General features: G+C 69.9%; 26 protein-coding genes and 1 tRNA gene. 20 read left to right on the top strand and 7 right to left on the bottom strand.

The window, feature by feature from the left end; genetic code table 11:
* Positions 1-2 precede the first annotated feature (2 nt).
* The 3 genes from F9278_RS23350 to F9278_RS23340 all read left to right on the top strand — a co-directional run bounded on the left by F9278_RS23350 (position 3) and on the right by F9278_RS23340 (position 2,201).
* A tRNA-Ser gene (locus tag F9278_RS23350) sits at positions 3-89 on the top strand.
* A 333-nt stretch (positions 90-422) separates the two neighbouring features.
* Positions 423-1,088 carry a hypothetical protein gene (locus F9278_RS23345; protein ID WP_152170067.1) on the top strand — a complete coding sequence of 222 codons (666 nt, stop codon included), beginning with the start codon at positions 423-425 and terminating at the stop codon, positions 1,086-1,088.
* Between the two features lie 24 nt (positions 1,089-1,112).
* Positions 1,113-2,201: an XRE family transcriptional regulator gene (locus F9278_RS23340; RefSeq protein ID WP_152170066.1), complete on the top strand. Its 1,089-nt coding sequence runs from the start codon at positions 1,113-1,115 to the stop codon at positions 2,199-2,201.
* A 434-nt stretch (positions 2,202-2,635) separates the two neighbouring features.
* On the opposite strand, the gene F9278_RS23335 is transcribed toward F9278_RS23340, so the two are convergent.
* Genes F9278_RS23335 through F9278_RS23325 form a run of 3 tightly spaced genes read right to left on the bottom strand, consistent with a single transcriptional unit; the run spans position 2,636 to position 3,904 of the window.
* Positions 2,636-3,028 (bottom strand): hypothetical protein, encoded by a 393-nt coding sequence (locus F9278_RS23335; RefSeq protein ID WP_152170065.1) that lies wholly within the window; start codon positions 3,026-3,028, stop codon positions 2,636-2,638.
* Positions 3,022-3,450 (bottom strand): ATP-binding protein, encoded by a 429-nt coding sequence (locus tag F9278_RS23330; RefSeq protein WP_152170064.1) that lies wholly within the window; start codon positions 3,448-3,450, stop codon positions 3,022-3,024. Before F9278_RS23330 ends, F9278_RS23335 begins: the two co-directional genes overlap by 7 nt.
* 46 nt (positions 3,451-3,496) lie before the next feature.
* On the bottom strand, positions 3,497-3,904 hold the full coding sequence (locus F9278_RS23325; protein WP_152174070.1) for an NUDIX hydrolase: 408 nt from the start codon (positions 3,902-3,904) through the stop codon (positions 3,497-3,499).
* Between the two features lie 107 nt (positions 3,905-4,011).
* Between F9278_RS23325 and F9278_RS23320 the strand changes: the two genes are divergently transcribed.
* From F9278_RS23320 to F9278_RS23275, 10 genes are all read left to right on the top strand, one after another.
* On the top strand, positions 4,012-4,800 hold the full coding sequence (locus tag F9278_RS23320) for a GntR family transcriptional regulator (RefSeq protein WP_055536745.1): 789 nt from the start codon (positions 4,012-4,014) through the stop codon (positions 4,798-4,800).
* Positions 4,801-4,968: 168 nt separating this feature from the next.
* Positions 4,969-5,325, top strand: coding sequence for an SCO3933 family regulatory protein (locus F9278_RS23315; RefSeq protein ID WP_152170063.1), 357 nt, complete (start codon positions 4,969-4,971; stop codon positions 5,323-5,325).
* Positions 5,325-6,701, top strand: coding sequence for an FtsK/SpoIIIE domain-containing protein (locus tag F9278_RS23310; protein ID WP_152170062.1), 1,377 nt, complete (start codon positions 5,325-5,327; stop codon positions 6,699-6,701). The genes F9278_RS23315 and F9278_RS23310 overlap by 1 nt, the downstream gene beginning before the upstream one ends.
* 87 nt (positions 6,702-6,788) lie before the next feature.
* Complete coding sequence (locus F9278_RS23305) at positions 6,789-7,439, top strand: DUF2637 domain-containing protein (RefSeq protein WP_152170061.1); 651 nt, start codon at positions 6,789-6,791, stop codon at positions 7,437-7,439.
* A gap of 11 nt (positions 7,440-7,450) precedes the next feature.
* Positions 7,451-7,642: a mobile element transfer protein gene (locus F9278_RS23300; protein ID WP_152170060.1), complete on the top strand. Its 192-nt coding sequence runs from the start codon at positions 7,451-7,453 to the stop codon at positions 7,640-7,642.
* Between the two features lie 23 nt (positions 7,643-7,665).
* Positions 7,666-7,860, top strand: a complete 195-nt coding sequence (locus F9278_RS23295; protein ID WP_033531893.1) for a hypothetical protein — start codon at positions 7,666-7,668, stop codon at positions 7,858-7,860.
* Positions 7,861-7,885: 25 nt separating this feature from the next.
* Positions 7,886-8,131, top strand: a complete 246-nt coding sequence (locus F9278_RS23290) for a SpdD protein (protein WP_152170059.1) — start codon at positions 7,886-7,888, stop codon at positions 8,129-8,131.
* A 154-nt stretch (positions 8,132-8,285) separates the two neighbouring features.
* Positions 8,286-9,566: a replication initiator gene (locus F9278_RS23285; protein ID WP_152170058.1), complete on the top strand. Its 1,281-nt coding sequence runs from the start codon at positions 8,286-8,288 to the stop codon at positions 9,564-9,566.
* Positions 9,563-9,775, top strand: a complete 213-nt coding sequence (locus tag F9278_RS23280; RefSeq protein ID WP_152170057.1) for an excisionase family DNA-binding protein — start codon at positions 9,563-9,565, stop codon at positions 9,773-9,775. The genes F9278_RS23285 and F9278_RS23280 overlap by 4 nt, the downstream gene beginning before the upstream one ends.
* On the top strand, positions 9,775-10,953 hold the full coding sequence (locus F9278_RS23275) for a tyrosine-type recombinase/integrase (RefSeq protein WP_152170056.1): 1,179 nt from the start codon (positions 9,775-9,777) through the stop codon (positions 10,951-10,953). The genes F9278_RS23280 and F9278_RS23275 overlap by 1 nt, the downstream gene beginning before the upstream one ends.
* 440 nt (positions 10,954-11,393) lie before the next feature.
* On the opposite strand, the gene F9278_RS23270 is transcribed toward F9278_RS23275, so the two are convergent.
* Complete coding sequence (locus F9278_RS23270) at positions 11,394-11,606, bottom strand: hypothetical protein (protein WP_152170055.1); 213 nt, start codon at positions 11,604-11,606, stop codon at positions 11,394-11,396.
* Between the two features lie 190 nt (positions 11,607-11,796).
* Between F9278_RS23270 and F9278_RS23265 the strand changes: the two genes are divergently transcribed.
* Positions 11,797-12,006: an antitoxin gene (locus F9278_RS23265; protein WP_152170054.1), complete on the top strand. Its 210-nt coding sequence runs from the start codon at positions 11,797-11,799 to the stop codon at positions 12,004-12,006.
* Positions 12,007-12,151: 145 nt separating this feature from the next.
* Here the strand turns inward: F9278_RS23265 and F9278_RS23260 are convergent, their stop codons facing one another.
* Both F9278_RS23260 and F9278_RS23255 read right to left on the bottom strand, forming a co-directional pair.
* A complete protein-coding gene (locus F9278_RS23260; protein WP_152170053.1) occupies positions 12,152-12,520 on the bottom strand; it encodes a hypothetical protein in 369 nt (122 codons plus the stop codon).
* Between the two features lie 263 nt (positions 12,521-12,783).
* A complete protein-coding gene (locus tag F9278_RS23255; protein ID WP_152170052.1) occupies positions 12,784-13,698 on the bottom strand; it encodes a bifunctional DNA primase/polymerase in 915 nt (304 codons plus the stop codon).
* A gap of 353 nt (positions 13,699-14,051) precedes the next feature.
* On the opposite strand from F9278_RS23255, the gene F9278_RS23250 reads away from it, so the two are divergent.
* From F9278_RS23250 to F9278_RS23220, 6 genes are all read left to right on the top strand, one after another.
* On the top strand, positions 14,052-14,357 hold the full coding sequence (locus F9278_RS23250; protein ID WP_152170051.1) for a hypothetical protein: 306 nt from the start codon (positions 14,052-14,054) through the stop codon (positions 14,355-14,357).
* Between the two features lie 228 nt (positions 14,358-14,585).
* The gene (locus F9278_RS23245; protein WP_152170050.1) at positions 14,586-15,746 is read left to right on the top strand and encodes a bifunctional MaoC family dehydratase N-terminal/OB-fold nucleic acid binding domain-containing protein; all 1,161 of its coding nucleotides are present in this window, start codon (positions 14,586-14,588) and stop codon (positions 15,744-15,746) included.
* Positions 15,743-16,174 carry a MaoC/PaaZ C-terminal domain-containing protein gene (locus F9278_RS23240; protein ID WP_152170049.1) on the top strand — a complete coding sequence of 144 codons (432 nt, stop codon included), beginning with the start codon at positions 15,743-15,745 and terminating at the stop codon, positions 16,172-16,174. The genes F9278_RS23245 and F9278_RS23240 overlap by 4 nt, the downstream gene beginning before the upstream one ends.
* Positions 16,171-17,337, top strand: a complete 1,167-nt coding sequence (locus F9278_RS23235; RefSeq protein WP_152170048.1) for a lipid-transfer protein — start codon at positions 16,171-16,173, stop codon at positions 17,335-17,337. The genes F9278_RS23240 and F9278_RS23235 overlap by 4 nt, the downstream gene beginning before the upstream one ends.
* Before the next feature lie 237 nt (positions 17,338-17,574).
* The gene (locus tag F9278_RS23225) at positions 17,575-18,225 is read left to right on the top strand and encodes a SigE family RNA polymerase sigma factor (RefSeq protein ID WP_193241601.1); all 651 of its coding nucleotides are present in this window, start codon (positions 17,575-17,577) and stop codon (positions 18,223-18,225) included.
* A gap of 157 nt (positions 18,226-18,382) precedes the next feature.
* Positions 18,383-20,041: a long-chain fatty acid--CoA ligase gene (locus F9278_RS23220; RefSeq protein WP_193241600.1), complete on the top strand. Its 1,659-nt coding sequence runs from the start codon at positions 18,383-18,385 to the stop codon at positions 20,039-20,041.
* A 118-nt stretch (positions 20,042-20,159) separates the two neighbouring features.
* Here the strand turns inward: F9278_RS23220 and F9278_RS23215 are convergent, their stop codons facing one another.
* A complete protein-coding gene (locus F9278_RS23215) occupies positions 20,160-25,223 on the bottom strand; it encodes a PAS domain-containing protein (RefSeq protein ID WP_193241599.1) in 5,064 nt (1,687 codons plus the stop codon).
* Between the last annotated feature and the right edge of the window lie 84 nt (positions 25,224-25,307).

The raw sequence follows: 25,307 nt of genomic DNA, 5'->3' as shown, positions 1-25,307 counted from the left end.
GGGGTGGGTTGCCCGAGCGGCCTAAGGGAACGGTCTTGAAAACCGTCGTGGCAGCGATGTCACCGTGGGTTCAAATCCCACACCCACCGCAAGTGAACGGCCCCTGACCAGGCAACTCGGTCAGGGGTCGTTCTCATGCGCGCCGTCCGTCAACCACCGTGACGCCCCGCCAGTTACCGCTGAATCGGGCACGAGAGGGGCACGGAGGAGCGCGCAGGCGTCCTCTGATCGGTAGAGCTCTAGACAGAAGAGTCAGCATCGGTTGCCACCGGCTATCGGGCTTGCCGCACGAGCCTGCGGCACGGATCGAGACGCGGCAGTTGACTATCCCAGATCATGCGAACTAACGTTCGATACATGCTGGGTTCCAAAAAACAGCCCTCGCGTGAGGTAGGATTTTTGGAACCTACTCGGGAGGCTCCATGGAACCGGTATGCCACGTCGGCTTCAGTGCCGTGCAGCGGCTCGCGGAACTTGACCTGACGCCGACAGCCCTCCATAAGGGCCTGGCCGGCGGTTCCGCCGAGGCCCGCCTGTGCACTGAGATGGACGCACCGGGCATGGCTGGCTACGCCTTCTGGTCGCGATCTAATCGCGCGCTTCGCGAGCATTTGGCCCGCGAAGGCTGGACTTTCTCTAATTCACAGTCGATCCTCCGATGCATCCATCCTTCCGGTGCCTTCGCGATCACGGCCGTGAGCGGCTCGGGTAGGGTTGGGGACGAGGACGCCGACTTCTCGGGATCCGTGCGGACCAAGAACCCTAAGGGTCCGGCCATGGCGAAGCTGGTCCAGCGGAACCATGAGCAACTGCCCTTGTTCGTACTTGCGGCTAGCCGCGAGCAAGAGGAGCCGGAAGTCAATGATTTGCCGACATGGTTCCTGCTTTACAAATCGAGCAAGGATGGTCTCGCATTTGAGCTCTCCTTGCCCGTGGAAATGCACGGAAAGAACGTTGACACATGGCGCGAGCGGATCATCCTTTCGGAAAATCCGTTTATTGGTGCAGAATTCGACATCAAGCGCTTGGATGAGGTGCCCAACGTCGCTCCCGTTGAGGTTCCTGTGAAATTCAAGGGAGCCTTGTAAAACCAACCAGTACAGGAGAAAGTCATGCTCACCGCTTCGCGACTGGTGCTAGCGCGAAAGAGAAGGCGCATGACCCTATCTAGTCTGTCCAAGGAGTCGGGAGTTTCGGTAAGGAGTCTTACGGCTTTCGAGAACGGCCATAAGGCTCCTTCGCCTGAAACGATCGACGCCCTTTCTGAGGCTCTAAAACTTCCTGTCGATTTCCTCACCGCGCCTGACTTGGATGAAATCTCAACTGACGCGGTAAGTTTTCGTGCCCTCTCGAAGATGAGTGCCCTGGACAGGGACGCTGCTCGTGGTGCTGGTCGGATCGTAGTAGAGATCAACGACTGGATTGAGGAGCGATTCGGTCTCCCTGCACCTGACGTGCCAACGTTGCCGCACTTGTCACCTGAAGAAGCTGCCGAGCGCGTACGCGCCCTGTGGGGTCTTGGGGAAGCGCCTATCCCAAACATGATTCATCTGCTTGAGTCGCATGGGGTTCGGGTCTTCTCCCTAGCATCCGATTGCTCTTCGGTAGACGCCTTTTCCTTCCGGTGGGAGCGAACTCGTCCCTTCATTGTTCTGAACTTGCAAAAAAGCGGCGAGCGCGGCCGCTTCGATGCGGCTCACGAACTGGGTCACTTGGTCATGCATTCTGAGCATAGAATTCCGCATGGAGTCGAAGCGGAGCAAGAGGCGCAGCAGTTTGCATCCGCCTTCCTTATGCCGAAGGCTGGCCTGTTGGCACAAAAACTTTATGGTGCCGACGCTCGGCGCATTTTGAGTGCGAAGGTTAAATGGCAGGTTGCAGCCGTGGCGCTGGCCTATAGGATTCACGATCTCGATCTGCTAAGTGACTGGAATTATCGAACGACGGTTAAGCTGCTCTCGCAGATGGGGTATCGAAGCGGGGAGCCTGGTGGAATTGCCCGAGAAAGCTCTCAGCTCCTAGGTAAGGTATTCTCGACTCTTAGAGCTGAAAGCATTCCAGTCTCGGTGATGGCGAAAGATATCAATCTAACTCTTGAAGAGCTCAATCTTCATGTATTTGGGCTGGTGCCGACTGTGTTTGAGGGGGGCTATCGTTCCTCACCTCCCGTGCGTCCCGACTTGCGTGTGGTCGGTCCCTAGAACGACAGCCGTCTCGTCATCGACCGTCACCACTACTCACCCCAGCTCCCATCCCGTCTGCCGTCGACCCACACACCGTGGAGCGGGCGTGGTTCCTGGCGTCCAGGTGGAGCGCGCCACTGTACGAACGACCTGGACGCCAGGGGCCGCGTCTGCTCGGCTCTGCCTGGGGCGACGGCAGACGGGATGGGAGCCCCCGCGCTCACCACCAACTGGCCGGCACTCGCGAACGGCGCCCCCGCCATCTCGGAGCCTGAGCGCCCCCGCCGGAGGCATTTCTTTGGCCCGCGGGTCCCTTCCGCGCTTCTGCCCGCTGTGCGTAGCGCGCCGCCGGGCGCGGCCAGCCGGGGCGCAGACAGGAGGCAGGCCGCGCCGCAGAGGCGGCGCGCGCCCGCGCCGTGCGCGGGCCTTGAACCAGTAGAGAAAGTTGTAACTCAGTCGGTCCGCTGGGGCGGTCGGGGCTTGAAGTCGTATGCGCAGGCTGGCAGTTCTGTGTCTTGGCGGTGTGCGAGCGGCAGGAAGATCACTGGGCGGATCGTCCATGTGATGCGGGTGGTGAAGAAGGTGACGGACACGGTGCAGGGCTCGCAGCGCAGGAGGGCTCGTCGTGTCTCTATGCGGCCGTCGTACAGCCACTCCCACGCCTGGGCGGATGCGTCCGGGTCGAATGCCGGTGAGATGGTGCGGAGCGCGACGGCAACCCATCGGTCGGCCTGGGGTGCTGTGTAGGCGTCGAAGGATGCTCGGAGTATCAACGGGCCCTCGTCGGTGAGGTCTTCGGTCCAGCACTCGCACCAGTAGCCTCGGCGGGCTTCGTCCTTCAGCACAGGTGGTCTCCCGGTCGGATGCCGGTGAACAGTTCCGCGGTGACCGTGTAGCCGCCCTCGCTGCCGTGGACCACGACTCGGTGGGCGAGTGCGGTGACCATGCCGAGGCCCCGGCCGTGTTCGGCCTCGTCGTCCTGGTGCTCGGCCTTGGGGGCCGTTCCGGTTCCTCCGCCGTCCGTCACCGACAGGGCGATCACCTGCCGGGTCACCGCGAGGGCCAGGTGGAAGCTGCCGGACTCCATGCCGCTGGCCGTGTGGAGGATCGCGTTCGCACTCAGCTCGCTCACGATCAACTCGGCGTCCTCGGCCATGGGGGATCCGCGCAGGATGTCACGGGTCCAGCGGCGGGCCCGGCTCACCTCCTCGGGAAAACCTGGGCAAGTGAGTCCCCAGACCCGGGCGGTGCTCGTATACTCGTGCATACAAGTTCCTTCGTGCTGGTAGGCCGCCATGTGCAGCGGGTTCGGGCTAGACGAGTTTCACGCCGTCGTGGGCGCGGATGGCCGGCGGGGATGCCGCGTCCAATGCGTCCAGGACGCGGATCGCGTATGCCTCGTCGGCAAGCTCGGTGACTTCTTCACGGGTGGCCCAGCGCAGTGCGCGGGTCTCGTCGCCGGTGGTGGGCGCGCCGTCGGCCGCCTCGCAGCGGAAGACCAGCGAGACGATCAGGCCCTTCATGTTCTTGTAGACCCCGGTCAGGGTCGCCGGAAGTGCGATCTTGATGCCGGTCTCTTCGAGGACTTCGCGCTGGAGGGCTTCGGGGAGGGTTTCCTCGCGTTCGAGGACTCCGCCCGGGGGTTCCCACTTGCCGTTGTCACGGCGTTTGATCAAGAGGGCCCGGCCCTGGTCGTCGACGATGACTCCGGCGACGCTCACGGAGTGCGGACGTTCGGTGCTCACGTTCCTCGGCCCTCTCGGCTGGCTAGGCTCTCCACCGTAGCAACAACAATCGCCCACTCGTCTAGATATCTAAAGGAGTACACGTGCCCTCTCTTCCTTCAGGCTTCCTCGGTGATCTCGATCCCACGAGTGATCGTGCGGTCTTTCGGCAGATCGCCGACCAGTTGCGCGAGGCCATCGACCGTGGGCGGTTCAAGGAGGGTGAAAAACTGCCCTCGGAAGCTGAGCTTGTTGACCACTACGGGGTATCCCGGATGACAGTCCGCAACTCCTTCTCCGTCCTCCAGGGCGAAGGGCTCGTGCATGCCGAGCACGGCAAAGGCGTCTTCGTCCGGCCCCGGCCGCCCGTGCGGCGACTCGCCTCCGACCGGTTCGCCCGGCGCCACCGGGAACAGGGCAAGGCGGCCTTCATCGTCGAAGCCAACGCCGCCGGCAGTCACCCCCAGGTCGACAGTCTTGAGGTCAAGGAAGAAAAGGCCAGTCAGGACGTCTCGACACGGCTCGGGTCCGTGCGGCGGGTGCTGGCTCGTCGGCGCCGGTATCTGCTCGACGGGCGTCCGGTCGAGTTCGCCACCTCGTATCTGCCGCTCGACATCGCGCGCGGTACGCCGATCGCCGAGCCGAACCCCGGGCCCGGCGGCATCTACGCCCGACTTGAGGAACTGGGCCACCGCCTCGACCACTTCGAGGAGGAGATTCGCGCCCGTATGCCTTCGCCGGCCGAGGTGAAGACGCTTCGACTGGCCTCCGGCGTGCCCGTCATCCACCTGATCCGGACCGCCTTCGACACTGAGGGGCGGGCCGTTGAGGTCTGCGACACGGTCATGGCGGCGGACGCGTACGTGCTGTCGTACCAGCTTCCGGCAACGTGATGAGGTGATTTGCGGTGGTGCGCGGGGGACACTTCTCCGACTCGTACACCCCAACAGGCATACTCGTATAGACGAGTGGGCAAGTGGTGTGGCAGGGTGGTCCACATGAGCCCGAAGATCGGGTTCTCAGACCGCATCATGTATAGACGAGTAGATGGGTGAACTGTCTTGCGCACCATTCGTGTTGAGACCTCGGCCGCGACGATCCTGCTGACGGAGGCTCCTGAGCCCAAGGTCCGGGACCGGCAGACGGGCGAGATCGCCAAGGACGCGATCAGCGGGGAAGCGCTGATGACGATCGGCGTCGTCTACATCGAGGACGGCGAGTCGTCGCTGTTCAAGGTCACCGTGCCGGAGGGCGGTGTGGCTGAGGGTCTGACGCTGGGGGCGCCGGTCTCGCTGCCTGGGCTGGTGGCACGGCCGTGGGAGTCGGTGTTCAACGGGCAGCAGCGGCACGGCATCGCCTTCCGCGCCGCCGCAGTGACTCCGGCCGCCTTCCCTGCCGCCATGGGGGCCAGCGCCTGATGTCCGATCTGGTGACACTTCTGGAGGTGGGTGGTCCTGTCGCCGCACTCGGTGGCGGGGCCGCCTACACCCGGGCCAAGCACCCCCGCGTGTACTGGCCCACGGTCGGCCTGCCGATATCGACCGCCCGGCTCCTCGGCTCCTACGGCTCGGTCATGGAGGCGTGCGGGCTGACCGTGGCGCCGTCCCGGCTGCGGGTCCTCGCCGTCAAGGCCACCACTCGGCGGGAGGTCCGGCCGGTACCGCCTCGGCGGGGCATCATCCGGCCCACCTCGACCGGGCTGCGGCTCCGCCTCCGGCTCGCTCCGGGCCAGGAACCGGCGGACGTCGCCGCCTCGGCCGAACGGCTGCGGCACGCCTGGGGCGTCCACGCCGTGTACGTGACGACGGTCAAGCCGGGCGTGGTCGAACTGAGGCTCGTCGGCTTCGACGTCCTGCGGGACGTGCGGATGCCCCGCAAAACCACCGCCGAACTCCTCAAGGTGCCCGTGGCGCTGCGGGAGGACGCGACTCCCTTCGTACGCGACTACCGGACCATTCCTCATCAACTCACCCTCGGCGCCACGCTGTCGGGCAAGTCCATGTACCTGCGGCACCTGATCACCGGACTTGCCCGGCAGTCCGTCGCTCTGGTCGGTATCGACTGCAAGCGCGGTGTGGAGCTGGCGCCGTTCGCCTCCCGGCTCTCCGCCCTCGCCACCGACCCCGACGAAGCTGCCGAGCTGCTGCCTGTACTCATCAAGGAAATGGAGGACCGCTACGACCTGATCAAGGCCCGGCAGGGCATCGCCCCCGGCACCCCCGACGAGGAGATCACCTCTGACATCTGGGGCCTGCCCGACAGCGAACGCCCGGTGCCGATCGTGCTGTTCGTCGACGAGGTGGCCGAACTCTTCCTCGTCGCCACCAAGAAGGACGAGGAACGCCGGGACGAGATGGTCACTCAACTCATCCGCCTCGCCCAGCTCGGCCGCGCCGCCGGTATCTACCTGGAGGTCTGCGGACAGCGCTTCGGCGCCGAGCTGGGCAAGGGCGCCACCATGCTCCGGGCCCAGCTGACCGGCCGGGTCTGCCACCGCGTCAACGACGAAGCCTCCGCGAAGATGGCGCTCGGCGACATCGCCCCCGAAGCGGTCTTCGCCGCCTGTGCCATCGCTCCCGAGCTGCCCGGCCTGGCCGTGGCCGGTGACACCTCCGGCGGCTGGTCCCGCATCCGCACGCCGTACCTCTCCCTCGGCGCCGCCGCCGAGATCTGCCGGGAATCGGCGCATCTGGTGCCCGACCTGCCCGCGCTCAAGCCCTTCCGGCCCGACACCCCCGTACGGCCCATGGAGTCCTCGACCCCGGCAGTGCAGCCGCACCCGGTGACCGACTGACCTTCGCCCACCCCTCACCCGGTCGGCGTGACCGCCTCGCGCCAACTCCCTACCCCTGCCATGCCTGAACCCGGAAGGAGCCGCATCATGCGCGCCCAACTGGCCCGTGTCGACGCGGTGCTCGTCCAGGCGCTCATCGCCGCCGCGCTGTCCTTCGCCCACCTGCACGACATCGCCTCGGCGGCCGGTCAGGATGGGTGGAAGGCGTGGGCCTACCCAGTCTCGGTCGACCTGTTGCTCGTCGCCGCCTGGCGCCGACTGCGGACCGGTGAGGCGAAAGCGGCCGGGTGGTGCTGGTTCGTCATCGCCCTCACCGCCTCCCTCGGAGCGAACGTCGCCACCGCCGGCCTACTCGACCTCAACAACGTCCCGGCCTGGCTGCGCATCCTCGTCGCGGGCTGGCCCGCCGTCGCCTTCCTCGGCGGAACCCTCCTCGCCCACACCACCCCCGCGACAACCGGAGAAGACCACAAGGGCCCCGAGGGCACGGACGACACCGTGGGCCAGGAGCACGTGCCAGAACTGGTCCCCGAGGAAACGCCGCCGACACCACCGGCCATCGAGCCACCGCCGTCCGAGCGGCCCGCCGTGCCCGTCCCGGCCGCCCTCGTCGAACACGCCCGCAAGGTCGCCGCCGAACACCACACCCGCACGGGAGCACCGATCGACGCCCCGACGCTCCGCGCTCGCCTCGGCGTCCCCGCGCCAATGGCCGAAGCCATCTTCGCCCGCCTCTGAGAGGAGATCCCGTGTCCGCCAACCGCCGCTTCCGCAACGTCACCCGCATCGGCCCGGTCCAGGTCGCCACGTCGTACGACGGCCGGGGCCGTGAGAAGCACACCGCCGCCTGCACGGCTCCGCGTTGCGGCTTCTCCGCCGACTACGACAGCCGCGCCGCCGCCGAGCTGGCCTCCCGCACCCACCGCTGCCCCGTCCGCTGATTCTCCGAAGGGACCCGCACACCGTGACCGTCAGCCTGCCGCTCGTCGTCGTCCTCGGCTTCTTCGCCTGGGGAGCGGTCAAGTTCCTCGGCGTCCGCACCTGGGTCGTCGTACTGATCGCTCTCTTCGGCTTCTACCTCTCGCAGACCTTCCTGGCCCCCGCCATCGAATCCGGTACGCGCTCCGGTGTGGACGTCATAAACGGCTCACACGCCTAGACGAGTAGATGAGGAGAGTCAGACCGTGTTCCTGCCCAAGTACCCCGACAGCCCCACCCCGCCGCCCGCACACACCCACACCCCGGCTGATCCGGCGCCCGTCCGGCGCTCGCTCCCGGCAGTCTCCATCACTCCCGGAGTCGTGGTGGCCGTGGTCGTCGGCGGTGTCGTCCTCACCGCGCTCCTGGCCGCCGTCGCCGTCTCGGCCGTCTCCGTCGCCATCGCGGCCGTGGTCCTGCGCTCCCTGATCCGCGAGCAGAACCGGCGCTGAACGCGCCCGACACCCGGGGCGGCGCACACGACCAAGCATCCGCCGCCCCGGGGCCATCACTCCTACCGAGCCAGTCAGAAGGAGAATCGCCATCTTCACCCGCACCACACCGCCCCCACTCCCGGAACTCGCGAAGCTCGCGGAGCACGGCACCCTGCCCGGTATCCTCCGCCAACTCTCCGGACTCGGCGGCTGCACCCACCCGATCCGTCTCGACGGCCACCGCACCGAGCACGACGTCGACACCACGACCGGTGAGATCGGCCGCGTTCTCCACCACCTCGACTCCACCGACCTCCCGGCCGGCCAACTCCTCGTCCGCTGCAACAACCGCCGCACGACTCGCTGTGCGGCCTGCTCCGAGGTCTACCGCCGCGACACCTTCCACCTGATCACCTCCGGCCTGCGCGGCGGCAAGGGCGTCCCCGAACACGTCGCCACCCACCCGCGCGTCTTCGCCACCTTCACCGCCCCGAGCTTCGGCCCGGTCCACAACCGTCCCTCCAGCGGGCGCCCCTGCCGCTGCGGCACCCGCCACGACCAGGACGACGCCGTCCTTGGTACCGCGCTCGACCCGGACACCTACGACTACGAAGCGGCCGTTCTCTGGAACGCCCACGCCGGTCCGCTCTGGCGACGCTTCTCCACCTACCTGCGCCGAGAGGTCGCCAAGCGCGCGGGTTTGTCTCAACGCCGGTTCCGCGATCACGCCCGCGTCTCCTTCGCCAAGGTCGCCGAGTACCAGAAGCGCGGCGCCGTCCACTTCCACGCCGTCATCCGCATCGACGGCCCCATCGGCGGCGACACCCCGCCCCCGGCCTGGGCAACCGCCGAACTCCTCACGGACGCCATCGAGACAGCGGCAGCCAAGGTCCGCGTGGACGGCCCGGTCATCGACGGACGCACCCACACCTTCACCTTCGGCCGCCAACTCGACGTCCGCACCATCCGCTCCGCCGACTTCAACGACGGCCAGGAGCTGACCGAGCGCGCGGTCGCCGCGTACATCGCCAAGTACGCCACCAAGGGCGCCGAGACAGCCACGGGAGCTCTCGACCGGCCGCTCAAGTTCGCCGCCGAACTCGCCCAACTCGACATCAGCGACCACGCCCGCCGCCTCATCCGAACCGCCTGGTTCCTCGGCGCACGCAAGGATCTCGAACACCTCCGCCTACGCGCCTGGGCCCACATGCTCGGCTTCCGCGGCCACTTCTCCACCAAGTCCCGCCGCTACTCCACCACCCTCGGCGCACTCCGCGACGCCCGCGCCGAATGGCGCCGCGCACAAGCCGCAACGGCCAACGGACCCGCGCCCGACACGACGTACGTCCTCGCGCACTGGGTCTTTGCCGGAACCGGCCTGTCCGACACCGAAGCCTGGCTTGCCGCATCCCTCGAACCCGCCCCCGGAACGGAAGGAGAGCCGACCGCATGAACGACCGCTACATGTCCATGGACCAGGTCGCCGAGCTGCTGGGCACGACCATTCGCTTTCCACGGCGCTTGGTCGAAGAGCGGCGCATCCGGTTCGTGAAGGTCGGTCGCCACGTCCGCATCCCGGAGAGCGCCGTACGGGAGTTCATCGATGCCAACACCGTGGAACCGATCGTTCTGCGGCCAATGGGCCTCCGGAGGGCTGCCTGATGGCTGGCAAGCGCAAGTCCCGCCGGAACTTCGGCCGTGTCCGTAAGCTCCCCTCGGGCCGCTTCCAAGCCCGGTATCCGGGGCCTGACGGCGTGCTGCGGCCTGCGGATCGTACGTTCGCCACGTCCACGGACGCTGACCGGTGGCTGGCCAAGAAGCGCATCGAGATCGAAGACGGGCGTTGGCTCGATCCTGCTGAGGGGCAGACGACCGTGCGCGACTGGGCGGCTCGCTGGCTCGCTGCCGTCTCGCCTCAACTCAAGCACAAGACCCAAGCGTCGTACCGGTCGTTGATCAACTCGTTGATCAATCCGGCACTCGGCGATCGTGAGCTGTCGAGCCTCCGGCCGATCACGGTCACTGAGTGGGTGGCCAGCATGAACACGCGGGGGCTCAGCGCCTCGCGCATACGGCAGGCGTATCGGGTCCTGTCGCAGATCATGCGGGCCGCTGTCGACAACGACATGACTGCGCAGACGCCGTGCAGGGGCGTGAAGCTGCCGCGCATGCCGCAGACCGAGCCGCACATCTTGACCCCGCTCGAAGCCTCCCGGATCGTGAGGAGTGCCGCCAAGCCGCATGACGTACTGATCGCGCTCCTCGCCTACGCGGGCCTGCGGGTGGGGGAGGCGTTCGCCCTCCGGCGCGTTGACATCGACGTGTTCGGCGGCTTCGTCCTGGTCGACGAGAACCTTGCCGAAGCCAACGGGGCCTTGGTCTTCGACACACCGAAGTCCCACCAGAAGCGGCTTCTTCGCATCGGCCCGTCGCTCGCGAAGCGGCTCGGCCGGCACTTGGAGACTCTGTCCGGCGGGGATGACGCACTCCTGTTCACAACACCCGGCGGCAAGCCGCTGCGCTACAACCAGTGGCGCAAGGCGTACTTCGACCCCGCCGTCTCGGCGGCCGGGCTCACCGACGTGACCCCGCACGACCTTCGGGCCTCACATGGGACGTGGGTCGCCGACCGCTACGGTGTCATGACCGCCGCTCACCGGCTTGGCCACTCGAATGCGAGCGTCACGACTCGGCACTACGCCCGGCCGGTCGCCGGTCGTGATGATCAGGTCGCCGAAGCGGCGGACTCCTGGCTCAGCGGGCACGAACCGGCCCCTGGGGCACGTAGCGGGCACGGCGAAGACGAGGACGGCTCCGCCGGGGCGCTCGTACCCGTCTGACCTGCGGCGGAGGGGCAGGCGTCCATGATCGCCAAAAGGTCTTGAAAACCGTCGTGGCGCGAGTCACCGTGGGTTCAAATCCCACACCCACCGCACTGTGGAACGGCCCCTGACCAGGCATCCAGGTCAGGGGCCGTGCTGTTGTCCGGTCCCCGCCAACGACTGCCTTTCCCGTGGCGCTGGGCAGAACGGCCCGCAGCGGAAGGCCAGTTGGCCGGACCGACTTCCTGCCAGGATGAGGGCATGCAGCCCGTCCGCACGCTGGAGCCGGGCGGACAAGCTTGTGGCCCGGTGGTCGTTGTCGGTCGGTCATCGGCCGCTGGTGAGCGTCCTCGGACGGCCCAGGGGCGGCCGGCGGAAGCCCGCCGCGATGGCGCGTCAGTCGACTGACCGGGCGGGCGTATGCCTCGTTCGGTCTCTATGACCCCGGTGGCTGGCGGTCATGTTTGGTTGTGGCGCCGATGCCCGGAGAGCCGGCGCCAAGCCACCAAGAGGTTGATCACGAGTATCGCCGCTCCCGCCAGGGGCCAACCCACAGATCCACCGTCACGGTAGGTCTGGATGCCCACTGCCAGCAGTATGACGCCGATCGCGGGACCCATCAGGTCCATGACGGCGTCCAGACGGTCCGCGATCTTCGACAGGTTGGCCACGGCTTGATCGTGACAGGTCAACGCCGCATCTGCACGGAGCTGCCGCTGTCCGGTGTTCGTCCGCACTGTGAAACGACCCCTGACCAGGTAAGACCGTCAGGGGTCGTGGTGTGGGCGGGGGCACGAGATGCGGTTCGGGGGTGGGGCGCGGATTCTGGTGGGGACGGTGTCGACGGCGGAAGGAGCCGTTATGTCGATGATGGACAAGCTCAAGCAGATGCTGAAGGGCCACGAGGAGCAGGCCGGCCAGGGTGTCGACAAGGCCGGTGACTACGTCGACGGCCGGACGCGGGGCAAGTACAGCGGTCAGGTCGACTCGGCGCAGGAGCGGCTCAGGCAGCAGATGGGCTCGGAGCAGACAGGGCAGAACGACACCGGCCGCGAGGACCCGCCCCGGTAACGGTGCCATGGCGTCGCGGTGACGGCGCGGCCGGCGGGGCCGTCGGTTCAGGTCGTCCTCGTCGGCCTCGGTTCGGTCGGCCTCGGTTCGGTCGTCCTCGTCGGTCTCGGTTCGGTCGGCCTCGGTTCGGTCGTCCTCGTCGGTCTCAGCCCAGGTCGTCCTCGTCGGCCCCGGCCGACTCCCGTGCCGCGATGATCGCCGTCTCGTACTGGTCGATCACCTGCTCCGCCGTGCGGCCGGTGACCTTCGCGACCTCGTCGAGGGCGGCCACCGCCCAGTTCGCCAACGAGAGCGCGAAGGCCAGGAGTTGGTCGTCCCCGTAGGCGCGTTTGACGGTCAGGAGATACGTCAGGTTCAGATAGGGCACGAGATCGGGTTCCGCCACCTGGCCCGTGCTCGTCCGCATCAGTTCGATCGTGGTCTCGGTCGCCTCCGCGCGCAGCGGCAGCAATCGGTCCCGTTCCAGATGGACCTCGGCGAGCCACTCCTGCCGCTGTTCCTTGTCCCAGTCCAACTCGCCCCTCCAGAGCCGTTGTTCCGCACGGACGGTCTCGAAGGTCGGCCCACGGACCGTCTGTTGCCCGTCTGCCGCTCATCCGCCGCCCGTCCACCACCAGTTCAGTTCTTCCAACGACCGGCGCCCGGAAACGCGGGCATCGGTCGTCCGTGCGACGGGGTGGGGAGAGGAGTGGGGAGAGGAGTGGGGAGAGGAGTGGGGAGTGGGGGTGGGGAGTGGGGCGCGTGCTCCCCACTCCCCACCCCCACTCTCGCTCCGGCTCAACGTCCCTGCCCGTGCCCGCGCCCCCGTCCCGACATCCGGGCCGCCGAGGCGATCGTCGATCTTGCCTCCCGTTCGGTGAGGCCCGTGCGTACGGCGGCCTCGATCAGCGCGTTCGTGAGGTCGGGGGCGAGGCCGTTCTCGTAGGCGCGGCAAGCGGCCCAGAAGAGGCGGGTGTTGCGTTGGCCCTCCTGGGCGGTGAGGACGAAGTGGATCAGTCCGTGGCCCTGGCCTTGGCTGTGGCTTGCGCCTTGGTCGGCGCCGGTCGGGTCGGAGGGGTTGGGGCGTGGCGGTGGCAGGAGGAGGCGGAGCAGGGCGGGTGGGCAGGGCGCCGGGGGGAGGTGGGCCGTACCGGGGGCCGTGCCGTAGACGCCGTGGTCGGTGCGGGAGCCGGGGCCGACGAGGTAGCCGCCGGCGCCGCGGATGTCGATGCCGGGGGCGAGGCGGCTCGCGGAGTTGGGGACGACGACGTCGGGCGGCCCGGTGAGCCAGAGGTGGCGTCCGCCGCTGGGGGTCAGCACGACGACCGTCTCGGGGATCGTGAACAGGTGGCGCAGGGCCAGTTCGCGGAGGGCCGCCGAGGAGTCCGTACCGGATTTCGTGTCGAGGTCGACGCCGATGAGGTGGTGGGGGTGGAGGCCGCAGGCGATGCCGTAGCCGGTGGCCCAGGGGGCGGCGGCGAAGAGTTCGCGGACGCGGTGGGGGTCGGCGGAGGCGTCGTACACACCGTGGCCGAGGTGGCCGCATTCGCCGTGGCAGGGGGACGGGGGGGACGGGGTCGGGTCGTCGCGGTGGGGGGAGCGGAGGGCCGGGAGCTTCGAGCGGGACAGGGGGATCACCGCCAGTCCGCGTTCGGCGGCGGAGAGGGCGTGTGCCAGGGCCAGGGTGCCGGCCTGCCGGTCAGTGGTGGCCATGGATCCATGCTCGTACTCATGTTCGATAAAAGGAAGAGGGTTCGGGGTGTGCTTTCGGCCGTCGAGGGCCTGTTCGCAGGTTGGCCGGAAATCTGCCGGAACGCTTCGCCCCTTGTCCCACCTGATCTTGCTGTCGCTCCTCGGGTCCATTGGGGCTGAGCTGGGAGTTCCTTGATCCAAGAGGGTTTATCGACTTGTCATCACGCTTCAGGGGGAATGGGGCCTTCCGGGGTGGTTCGCCGGGGATTCGGTGGGCAACTCTTGATTCGCGACGTCGAAGACCCGCACCGAGGCGGTCGGCCAACTGCCCCGGAGCAACCCGTACTTGTGTGAAATTCCTGGAGGAAATGCACATGGCAAGCATCCGTACCGCCCGCGTTCTCGCCGCCGTCTCGGCCCTCCCGCTCGCCGCCGCCCTCTTCACCGGTGTGGCGACCGCCGACAACGGCTCCTTCGCGGACGACGGATCGAACGCCGGCGTGGCGAACATCGTCGGCAGCGGTGTCGGCAACGACAACAACGGCAACTCGTCGACCTCGCAGCAGCAGGCGAACGGCTCGGGCGCCTCGAACCAGAACAACACCGCCCAGGTCAACGGCTCCGGCTACACGGCCATCGACCAGAAGAACGCCGTCGTCAACTTCACCAACCTCTGGTAGCCGCCGGAGGGCGGGTCGTGGGCCGGGGGCGTGTGGATGAGGTCGCCCCGGCCCTGAAGGTCCGGCCCTCGGACACGGGACGTGTGGGACACGTCTGTGGGGTGTGACACGCCTGTGCGGCGGTGCTTCGGCACCGCCGCACAGGCGTGTCCGGCGACCTTGACAGTTCCGGCGACAGTTCCTTCAATCTGACGGACAGTCAGATTCGTTCGAGGGGGCTGCGGCACGATGGTCGAGGACCTGTCCGTACGGCTCAAGGCCTATGAGGGGCGCGCGGCCGTCCGCGGCGGCCGTGGCAAGGATCCCGTCAACTCGCCCATGATCAGGCACTGGTGCGAGGCACTGGGGGACACCAACCCGGCGTACACCGGGGCGGACGCCGTCGCCCCGGCCACCATGCTCCAGGTGTGGACGATGGGCGGACTGAGCGGGCACGAGACCCGCGCGCCGGCGTACGACGAACTCCTCGCGCTGCTCGACGGCGCCGGGTACACCTCCGTCGTCGCCACCGACTGCGAGCAGGAGTATCTGCGGGCGCTGCGGCCGGGGGACGAGATCGTGTTCGACTCGGTCGTCGAGTCGGTGTCGGAGCGGAAGACCACCCGGCTCGGGACCGGGCACTTCGTCACGACCCGGATGGATGTGTGGGTGGGCGACGAACTCGTCGGCACCCATCGCTTCCGGATCCTCAAGTACGCGCCGGCGGACCGACCGACGAGCGCGGCGGGCGGACCACCGTCCCGGCAACCGGCTGAACGGCCTGAACGGTCCGAGCGGCCTGAACGGTCCGAGCGGCCTGAACGGTCCGAGCGGCCTGAACGGTCCGAGCGGCCTGAACGGTCCGAGCGGCCTGAACGGCCTGAACGGCCTGAACGGTCCGAACGGTCCGAACGGTCCGAACAGCCCGAACAGCCCGAACAGCCCGAACAGCCCGAACAGCCCGAGCGGTCCGGGCGGCCCGAGCGGTCCGAACCGCCGCGCCGCCCCCGTCCCGTCGTCAATCGCGACAACTCCGGCTTCTGGGAAGGCGTCTCGCGCCATCGGCTCCTCATCCAGCGCTGCGTCGGCTGCGCCACCCTCCGCCTCCCCTGGCTGCCGGGCTGCAACGCCTGCGGTCGCGCCGAGTGGGACACGGTCGAGGCGTGCGGCGAGGGGACCGTGTACTCGTACGTCGTCATGCACCACCCGCCCTTCCCGGCCTTCGATCCGCCGTACGCCGTCGGGCTGATCGAGCTGGCGGAGGGGGTGCGGATGGTCGGCGACGTGATCGGGGTGCCGTACGACAAGGTGCGGATCGGGATGCCCGTACGGCTCGTGTTCGTGCGCTGTGACGCGGAGTTGGAGCTTCCGATGTTCCGCGCGGTGGCGGAGGGGGTGGTGTCCGAGTGAGGGTCGAGGCCGGGCAGACGCTGCCTTCGCTGGAGATCGAGATCACCCGCACGCTCGTCGTCGCGGGGGCGATCGCCTCGCGCGACTACCAGGACGTGCACCACGATCCGGAGCTGGCGCGGCGGCGCGGGTCGCCGGACGTCTTCATGAACATCCTGACGACGAACGGGCTGGTGGGGCGGTACATCACGGACCACTTCGGGCCGGCCGCCGTCCTGCGGAAGGTGGCGATCCGGCTGGGCGCGCCCAACTACCCGGGCGACACGATGGTGTTGACGGGCACAGTCGAGTCGGTGGAGTCGGTGGAGTCGGTCGAGTCGATGGAGGCGGTCGGCGGCCGTACGGCCACGGTCAGGATCGTCGGCGAGAACGGCATCGGACGACATGTCACCGGCACGGTGACCGTGAGCCTGGGGGAGACGGAGTGAGCGTACGGACCAGGGACCGGCTCGGCGGGCGCGCGGCGATCGTCGGCATCGGCGCGACCGACTTCTCCAAGGACTCGGGCCGCAGTGAGCTGCGGCTGGCCGTGGAAGCGGTGCGGGCGGCGCTCGACGACGCGGGGCTGGTGCCCGCGGACGTGGACGGGATGGTGACGTTCACGATGGACACCAGCCCGGAGATCACGGTCGCGCAGGCGGCCGGCATCGGTGAGCTGTCCTTCTTCTCGCGCGTCCACTACGGCGGCGGCGCCGCGTGCGCGACCGTGCAGCAGGCGGCGCTGGCGGTCGCGACGGGCGTTGCGGAGGTCGTGGTCTGCTACCGCGCGTTCAACGAGCGCTCGGGGCGGCGGTTCGGCTCCGGCGTACGCCACCGGGAGCCGTCGGCGGAGGGCGTGGCGCTGGGTTGGACGCTGCCGTTCGGGCTGCTCACCCCCGCCTCCTGGGTGGCGATGGCGGCCCAGCGCTATCTGTACGCGTACGGGCTGACCCCCGAGGCGTTCGGGCACGTGGCCGTGGTGGACCGCAAGTACGCGGCGACGAATCCGGCGGCCTACTTCCACGGCCGCCCGATCACCCTCGACGAGCACGCGGCCTCGCGTTGGATCGTCGAACCGCTGCGGCTGCTGGACTGCTGCCAGGAGACGGACGGCGGCCAGGCGCTCGTGGTGACCTCGGTGGAGCGGGCGCGGGATCTGCCGAGGCCGCCCGCCGTGGTCGTGGCCGCCGCCCAGGGCGCGGGCCGGGCGCAGCAGCAGATGACCGGCTTCTACGACAGCGATCTCACGGGGCTGCCGGAGATGGGCGTCGTCGCCCGCCAGCTCCGGCGCACCTCGGGGCTCGGCCCGGACGACATCGACGTGGGCATCCTCTACGACCACTTCACACCGTTCGTGCTGATGCAGCTGGAGGAGTTCGGGTTCTGCGGCCCGGGTGAGGCGGCCGACTTCGTCGCGGAGGAGCGGCTGCCGCTCAACACCCACGGCGGGCAGCTCGGCGAGGCGTATCTGCACGGGATGAACGGCGTCGCGGAGGCGGTACGGCAGCTGCGGGGCACCTCCGTGAACCAGGTGCCCGGCGCCGGGCGGGTGCTGGTGACGGCGGGGACGGGGGTGCCGACCTCGGGGTTGGTGCTGGGGACGGACGGGTGAGCGGTCCGGGTGTGGCGGGCGGGCGGGACTTCGGGCACCCCGGGGGACCGGCGGGGCCGGTGTGATCCGTGCCGTACAACCCTGGCAGGTGTTTCTCAGGGGTACACCCTCAGTACCCGGGGGCTGTTCATCCACCTTCAGTAGGTGAGGTCTGCCCCACTCCTACAACCTGAGGGGGATTCGTCTTCGGGACCTGCGGCCGATCCGCAGGGCGGGGCCCGCTCCTAGCGTGGAGCCATGACCACACCCGTCTGCACCAGCGCTTCGAAGGCCGCTGCACCAGTGCCGCGGACCCTGACGACCTCGGCCCGGCCGACCGCGTCCAGCGTGTCGAGTCTGGCGAACCTGTCGCACCCGTCGTACCCGTCGCACCCGTCGTACCCGTCGTACCCGTCGTACCCGTCGTTCTCGGCGTATGTGAAGGCCCGCCAGCCGGTGCTGCTGCGGACCGCACGGTCGCTGACCGCGAACCCGTGCGACGCCGAGGACCTGCTGCAGACGGCGCTGGCCAAGACGTATGTCGCGTGGGAGCGCATCGAGGACCACCGGGCCCTCGACGGCTATGTGCGCCGGGCGCTGCTGAACACCCGGACGTCCCAGTGGCGCAAGCGCAAGGTGGACGAGTTCGCGTGCGACGAACTGCCGGAGCCCGAGGGCGTCCAGGCCGCCGACCCGGCCGAGCAGCAGGCGCTGCACGACGCGATGTGGCGGGCGATCATGAAGCTGCCGGCGCGGCAGCGGGCGATGGTCGTCCTCAGGTACTACGAGGACCTCAGCGAGGTGCAGACGGCCGAGATGCTCGGTGTCTCGGTCGGCACGGTGAAGTCGGCGGTGTCGCGCGCGCTGGGAAAGCTGCGCGAGGACCCCGAGCTGGAACCCGTGCGGTAGCCCGTTCGTTGCCCGGCTGTGAGGCTCCCGGATTTCGGCTCGCGGGAGGCTCTCTCTGATCGATCATCTTGTCCCCTAGTGACATACCGTTCGGTATGTGAGCAGAATCAACGCAACCGTTACCACCGCGTAGGCAAAGCCGCCCCGGGAGGACGCCGTGCTGAGCACCATGCAGGACGTACCGCTGTTGATCTCCAGGATCCTGACCCACGGGTCGAGCATCCACGGGACGTCGCAGGTGATCACTTGGACCGGCGAGGGCGAGCCCGAACGCCGCTCCTACGCCGAGATCGGCGCCCGCGCCGCGCAGTTGGCCCACGCCCTGCGCGAGGACCTCGGGGTCGACGGCGACGAGCGCGTCGCCACCCTCATGTGGAACAACTCGGAGCACGTGGAGGCGTACTTCGCGATTCCCTCCATGGGAGCCGTCCTCCACACCCTCAATCTGCGGCTGCCCCCCGAGCAGCTCGCCTGGATCGTCAACCACGCCGCCGACCGCGTGATCATCGCCAACGGTTCGCTGCTGCCCCTCCTCGCGCCGCTCCTCCCGCACCTCAAGCCGGTGGAGCATGTCGTCGTCGCCGGGCCCGGCGACCGGTCGCTGCTCGCCGGAGCGAGCGTCCAGGTGCACGAGTACGAGGACCTGATCGCCGGCAAGCCGACCACGTACGACTGGCCCGAGATGGACGAACGCTCCGCCGCGGCCATGTGTTACACCTCCGGCACCACCGGCGACCCCAAGGGCGTCGTCTACTCCCACCGCTCGATCTATCTGCACTCCATGCAGGTCAACATGGCCCAGTCCATGGGCCTGACGGACGTGGACCTCTCGCTGGTCGTCGTCCCGCAGTTCCATGTCAACGCCTGGGGCCTGCCGCACGCGACCTTCATGACCGGCGTCAACATGCTGATGCCGGACCGGTTCCTGCAGCCCGGCCCGCTCGCCGAGATGATCGAGACGCTGAAGCCGTCGCACGCCGCCGCCGTGCCCACCATCTGGCAGGGCCTGCTCGCGGAGCTGTCCGCCCGTCCGCGCGAAGTCGCCTCGCTCACCCAGGTCACCATCGGTGGCTCGGCCTGCCCGCCGGCCCTGATGCAGGCCTTCGACAAGCTCGGGATGCGTGTCTGCCATGCCTGGGGCATGACGGAGACCTCCCCGCTCGGCACGATCGCCCGGCCGCCGGCCGGTGTGGAGCCGGGCTCGGAGGAGGAGCTTGCCTACCGCCTCACTCAGGGCCGCTTCCCCGCCTCCGTCGAGGCCCGTCTCACCGGCCCCGGCGGCGAGCGCATCCTCTGGGACGGCGAGTCCGCCGGTGAGCTGGAGGTCCGCGGCCCCTGGATCGCGGGCGCGTACTTCGGTGGCCAGGGCGCCGAACCCGTCCGTCCCGACGACAAGTTCAGCGAGGACGGCTGGCTGAAGACGGGCGACGTCGGCACGATCAGCCCCGACGGCTTCCTCACCCTCACCGACCGCGCCAAGGACGTCATCAAGTCCGGCGGCGAGTGGATCTCCTCGGTCGAGCTGGAGAACGCCCTCATGGCCCACCCGGACGTCGCCGAGGCCGCCGTCGTCGCCGTACCGGACGAGAAGTGGGGCGAACGCCCCCTCGCCACGGTCGTGCTGAAGGAGGGCTCCACCACCGACTTCACCGCCCTCCGCTCCTTCCTCGCCGAGGAGGGCGGCATCGCCAAGTGGCAGCTCCCCGAGCGCTGGACGATCATCGAGTCCGTGCCGAAGACGAGCGTGGGCAAGTTCGACAAGAAGGTGCTGCGACGGCAGTACGCGGAGGGCACGTTGGACGTGACGCAGATCTAGGGCGCGTACGTACGGCAGTCGGGACGGCAGTCGGGGCGGCAGTCGGGGCGGCAGTCGGGGCGGCAGTCGGGGCGGTGTTTCACGTGAAACACCGCCCCGACTGCCGTGCGTTGTGGGCTCAGTTCGTGCCGACTCGTGCCAACAGGTCCACGATCCGGGTCTGCACCTCGGTGCTCGTGGAGCGTTCCGCGAGGAAGAGGACCGTCTCCCCCGAGGCCAGACGCGGGAGTTCGGACTGGTCGACGGCGGCGGTGTAGACGACGAGCGGGGTGCGGTTCAACTGGCCGTTCGTGCGCAGCCAGTCGATGATTCCGGCCTGGCGGCGGTGCACCTGGAGCAGATCCATCACCACGAGGTTGGGCCGCATCTGCGCGGCCAGCGTGACGGCGTCCGCGTCCGACGCGGCCCGCGCGACCTGCATGCCACGCCGTTCCAGCGTCGCGGTCAGGGCGAGCGCGATCTCCGCGTGCTCCTCGATGAGCAGGACGCGCGGCGGGTGCTGCTCGGAGTCGCGCGGCGCGAGCGCCTTCAGCAGGATCGCCGGGTCGGCACCGTACGCCGCCTCGCGCGTCGCCTGGCCGAGTCCCGCCGTGACGAGGACGGGAACCTCGGCGGCCACGGCGGCCTGGCGCAGCGACTGGAGTGCCGTGCGGGTGATGGGCCCGGTCAACGGGTCGACGAACAGGGCGGCCGGGTAGGCGGCGATCTGGGCGTCCACGTCCTCGCGGGAGTTCACGATGACGGGACGGTAGCCGCGGTCGCTCAGCGCCTGGTGGGTCGTCGCGTCCGGCGCGGGCCACACCAGCAGCCGGCGCGGGTTGTCCAGCGGCTCCGGCGGCAACTCGTCGTCCATCGGCTGCGGATGGGGCCGGTCGGGGACCTCCACCGCGCCGCCGGGACCGTCGAGCGGCTCGGGACCTTCGTCCGCGTTCTCGTCGGGCGCCCCTATGGCGTACGACCGCCCGGCACCCTCCGTACGGCCCGTCAGCCGGGACTGCCCCGCGAGGGACGGCTGCGGCGGGAGCGGCACCTGCCCGGCGAGCGAGGGCTGCGCGGGCAGTGGGGCCTGGCCGCCCGCCGAGGCCTGCGACACCTGCTGGGGCTGGGCCGCCTGGGCGGGGGGCGGGGTCTGCCCGGTGCCGAGGCGAAGGCCGGTGCCGTTGGTCGGCGTGGACTGCGGGTGGGGGCGCGCGGCCGACTCGGGGCGATCGCCGGTCGGCTGGGGAGGCGTCCCCAGCTTGCGGCGCCGACCGGAACCACCGGGCTGGTTCGGCGCGGGCGTGGCGCCGCTCTGGGGATGGACGCCTGCCTGCGCCTGCGCCTGCGCCTGCGCTTGTGCCTGGGCCTGCGCCTGGGGGCTGCCCTGGCGGGAGAAGGGGACGCCCTGACCGAGCGTCCGGACGCTGATCGCCCGTCCGTGGGTGGAGTTGGGGTCGACGGGAGCGGGGGCGGGTACCGCGTTCTTCGGCCTGGCCTGCGTCTGCGTCTGCGCCTGCGCCTGTGCTTGGGCCGGGGTCTGGGCCTGTGTCGGGGCCGCGGCTTCGGCGGGCAACGGCTGTGCGGCGCGCGGCTGCTGCTGTACGGCGACCTCCGGCGGCAGTGGGGTGCCCGAGGAGGGGGTGGACTGCGGGGGCAGCGGCGCCTGCGGAGCAGTTACGGGGATGCCCACGCCGGAGGTCTCGTGACGGGGGTCGGGCCAGGACTGGGGCTGCTGCGGGGGTGTGCCGGGGGCCTCGGCCTGAGCGGGTGCAGGGGTCGGCTGAGTGGGGCCGGGCTGCTGGACGCCGGGTGCGCCCTGGGCGGGCACGGGCTGAGCGGCGCCTTGAACCGGTTGGGCGCCCGGTACGACGACGGAGTGGCCGAGGAGGCCGCCCTGCTGGGGCACCTGCTGCTGACCGCCGGGGACACCCTGCGGCGGGACGGCACCCTGAGCGGCGGCGACGGGCTGTCCGACGGCGGGCTGTCCGGGAGCCGCCTGCCCGGGGAGGGCCTGCACGGCGGCGGCCTGTGCGGCGGCGACCCCGGCCGGGACGGGTTGACCGGGAGCGGCGGCGACGGCCGGCGTGGGCACCGGCTGTCCGGGTCCGCCCTGCGGAGGGATCCCCTGAGCGGGAGCGCCCTGGGCCGACATCTCCTGCGCGGGCGCGATCGTGGCGACGCCCTCGCCCTGCTGGGGAGTGGCCTGCCGTACCGCCCGGCGGCGACCCGTGGGAGTGGGCACCGGGTGCGGCTGCGGCGGTGTGTGGTCGTCGGACGGGTCGTGCGCCGCGGAGTCATGGCGCCCGTCGTCGACACCACCGGCCGGAACACCCGAGACCTGGCCCGGGACGCCCGAGACCTGGCCCGGAACACCTGAGACCTGGCCCGGAACACCTGAGACCTGGCCCGGAACACCTGAGACCTGGCCCGGAACACCTGAGACCTGGCCCGGAACACCTGAGACCTGGCCCGGAACACCCGACACCTGACCCGGGGCGACGACTTGGCCCGGTCCCGGGGCTTGACCGGCACCGGGGATCTGAACCTGAGCGGCGCCGGGCATCTGCCCCGCAGCCACGCCAGGACCCTGCCCCGCACCGGCCCCACCCGGGCCGCCCTCACCGTCGTACCCCTCCCCACCCCGCACGGGTGCGGTGGGCTCGTTGGTTCCAGCGGGCAGCGGGAGCGGCATGGGTGCGCCGGGCGCGCCCGGTCCCGGGGGCAGCGGTACCGGTCCGAGCCCGGCGGCCTGCGCGTACTCGGGCCCCCGGTCGGCCTCGGCCGGAGGCAGGGCGAAGACGGCTCGCGCACCCGGCTCGGGCGCGGCGGGGCGCTCCTCCGCACTGTCGAGGGCACGACGACGGCGCCCGGTGGGCTGCTGCGCGCCGGACGCCTCACCGGAGCCGGAGCCGGAGCCGGAGCCGGAGCCCGATTCCGAGCCGGAGCCGGGTTCGGCATCGGCGGCGTTCACCCCGGTGACCGGGCTCGGCCCCGCGGGCAGCGCCGGCGGCAACGCGTTCTGTGCGGCGGGCTCCCGGCGCGCGCGGCGCCCGCTGGGCGCGGGCACGCCCTGCGGCGGCACCGTCCCACCCAGTCCGTTGGCGACGGCGGCGGCACCCGCCGCGTGCTCGGCGGCCGTGACGACCGCGCCCTCGGCGGCCACCGACTCACCGGCGGCCTCGGCCGAGGCGACCCGCCCACGGCGCCGCCCGGTCCCTCCGGAGCCCTCGGCCTCGGCGTCCTGCGCGGGACCCTCACCGGCACCGGCCGGCTGAGCCCCGTTCGCGGCGACCATCGCGACCGCCGCGTCCTCGGCCCTGCGCCGGCGCCGCCCGGTCGGGGCGGCAGGGGCCTCGGCCTCGCGGCCCTCGGGGGCGTCCTCGCTCTCCAGGAACGCGTCCACGGACGACCGCCGTGCCCGCCGTCGGCCGCCCCCACCGGGGGCCTGCTCGGGAAGGGCGACCTCGGCACCGGTGGCCACGGTCCCGGAGTCGACGTCGGCGCCCACCACGGCGGGCAGCGCGGCGGCGGGCACGGCCCCGGCACCGCCGCCCAGCGGCACCTCCAGCACATACGCGCTGCCGCTCATCCCGGGCACCTCGACGGTCTGGAGCACCCCGCCGTGCGCCCGCACGATCCCCTGGACGATCGGCTGATGCACCGGGTCTCCCCCGGCGTACGGCCCGCGCACCTCGATCCGGACGACCTCACCGCGCTGCGCGGCGGCCACGACGACGGTGTTGTCCATGTAGCCGCCGGTGGACATGGGCGCGTTGCCCGTCGCGTCGACACCGGCGACATCCGCGATGAGATGGGCGAGCGCGGTCGCGAGCCGCACCTGGTCCACCTCGGCCTCGATGGGCGGCGCGTGCACGGCGAACTGCACCCGCCCCGGCCCGACCAGTTCCACGGCCCCGTCGACACCGGCAGCCACGACCGCGTCGAGCATGACGGCCGTCCGTACGAGGTCGTCCTCGCCCGCGTCGATCCGCTGATAGCCGAGGACGTTGTCGATGAGCGTCGTGATCCGCGAGTACCCGGCGGTCAGATGATGCAGCACCTGGTTGGCCTCGGGCCACAGCTGCCCGGCGTCGTCGGCGGCGAGGGTGCCCAGTTCGCCGCGGAGTTGGTCGAGGGGGCCGCGCAGCGAGGTGCCAAGCACCGCGAGCAGCTGCTCGTGCCGTGCGGCCAGCGCCTCGTACCGGTCCTTCTCGCGCTCCCCGAGCGCCGCGTACCGCTCGTCTCCGGCGGCCAGTTCCTCGGCGTGCTGCTCGCTCAGCTCGGCCAGCTCGGCGGTGTGCTCCTCGCGCACACCGGCGATCTCCTCCGTGTGCTCCTTGGCGAGCCGCTCCAGCTCCTCCGCGTGCGTCTCGGCCTCGGCGTCCTTCTCCTCGGCGAGCTTGTCGTACGGCCGCCGGTCGGTGAACGTCATCACGGCGCCGACGAGCTGATCCCCGTCACGCACCGGCGCGGTCGTCAGATCGACCGACACCTTCTCGCCGTTCTTCGACCACAGCACCTGCCCGCGCACCCGGTGCTTGCGCCCGGACCGCAGGGTGTCCGCGAGCGGCGACTCGCCGTACGGGAAGGGGGCGCCGTCCTCGCGGGAGTGCAGCACGAGCGTGTGCAGCTCACGTCCGCCGAGGTCACTGGCCCGATAACCCAGTATTTGGGCGGCGGCCGGATTGACAAGGACGATCCGCCCGTCCGTGTCCGTCCCGACCACGCCCTCGGACGCGGCCCGCAGGATCATCTCGGTCTGCCGTTGCGAACGCGCGAGTTCGGCCTCGGTGTCGACGGTGCCCGAAAGATCCCGTACGACCAGCATGAGCAGCTCGTCATTGGCGTAGCCGTAACCGTCGTACGCCTGCTGCCCGTTCTCCAGATTCGCGCTTGTGACCTCGACCGGGAACTCGCTGCCGTCGGTCCGGCGGGCGGTCATCCGGGTCGGCTTGGTCCGCCCGGTCGGGTCCATGGTGTCGGGCCGCCGCATGGAGCCCGGGATGAGCCGCGAGTCGAACTCGGGCAACAGGTCCAGCAACCCGCGTCCGACCAACGCGGTCCCGGGGGTCTCGAAGGCCTCCAGGGCGATCGTGTTCGCGTTGACGACGGTCCCGTTGGCGTTGACCAGCACCAACGCGTCGGGCAGCGCGTCCAGTATGGCTGCGAGGCGAGCAGCGCCTCGGGATGGCCTGCTGCTCACGAGACGCTTCCTCCCTGTTACCGCACCTTGCCGACCGCTGGGCCTTCGGCCATCTTGCCAACCGGCCCGCAACGTGTCACGCGA

Source organism: Streptomyces phaeolivaceus, assembly GCF_009184865.1.
GTDB lineage: Bacteria > Actinomycetota > Actinomycetes > Streptomycetales > Streptomycetaceae > Streptomyces > Streptomyces phaeolivaceus.
The sequence above is the reverse complement of the archived record's forward strand: the minus strand, read 5'-3'. Positions and strand labels throughout refer to the sequence as shown.

Coding starts and splice junctions, on each gene's coding strand:
- F9278_RS23345 (WP_152170067.1), top strand. CDS start 423: ATGGAACCGGTATGCCACGTCGGCTTCAGTGCCGTGCAGCGGCTCGCG.
- F9278_RS23340 (WP_152170066.1), top strand. CDS start 1,113: ATGCTCACCGCTTCGCGACTGGTGCTAGCGCGAAAGAGAAGGCGCATG.
- F9278_RS23330 (WP_152170064.1), bottom strand. CDS start 3,450: ATGCACGAGTATACGAGCACCGCCCGGGTCTGGGGACTCACTTGCCCA.
- F9278_RS23310 (WP_152170062.1), top strand. CDS start 5,325: ATGTCCGATCTGGTGACACTTCTGGAGGTGGGTGGTCCTGTCGCCGCA.
- F9278_RS23305 (WP_152170061.1), top strand. CDS start 6,789: ATGCGCGCCCAACTGGCCCGTGTCGACGCGGTGCTCGTCCAGGCGCTC.
- F9278_RS23280 (WP_152170057.1), top strand. CDS start 9,563: ATGAACGACCGCTACATGTCCATGGACCAGGTCGCCGAGCTGCTGGGC.
- F9278_RS23275 (WP_152170056.1), top strand. CDS start 9,775: ATGGCTGGCAAGCGCAAGTCCCGCCGGAACTTCGGCCGTGTCCGTAAG.
- F9278_RS23265 (WP_152170054.1), top strand. CDS start 11,797: ATGTCGATGATGGACAAGCTCAAGCAGATGCTGAAGGGCCACGAGGAG.
- F9278_RS23255 (WP_152170052.1), bottom strand. CDS start 13,698: ATGGCCACCACTGACCGGCAGGCCGGCACCCTGGCCCTGGCACACGCC.
- F9278_RS23250 (WP_152170051.1), top strand. CDS start 14,052: ATGGCAAGCATCCGTACCGCCCGCGTTCTCGCCGCCGTCTCGGCCCTC.
- F9278_RS23245 (WP_152170050.1), top strand. CDS start 14,586: ATGGTCGAGGACCTGTCCGTACGGCTCAAGGCCTATGAGGGGCGCGCG.
- F9278_RS23225 (WP_193241601.1), top strand. CDS start 17,575: ATGACCACACCCGTCTGCACCAGCGCTTCGAAGGCCGCTGCACCAGTG.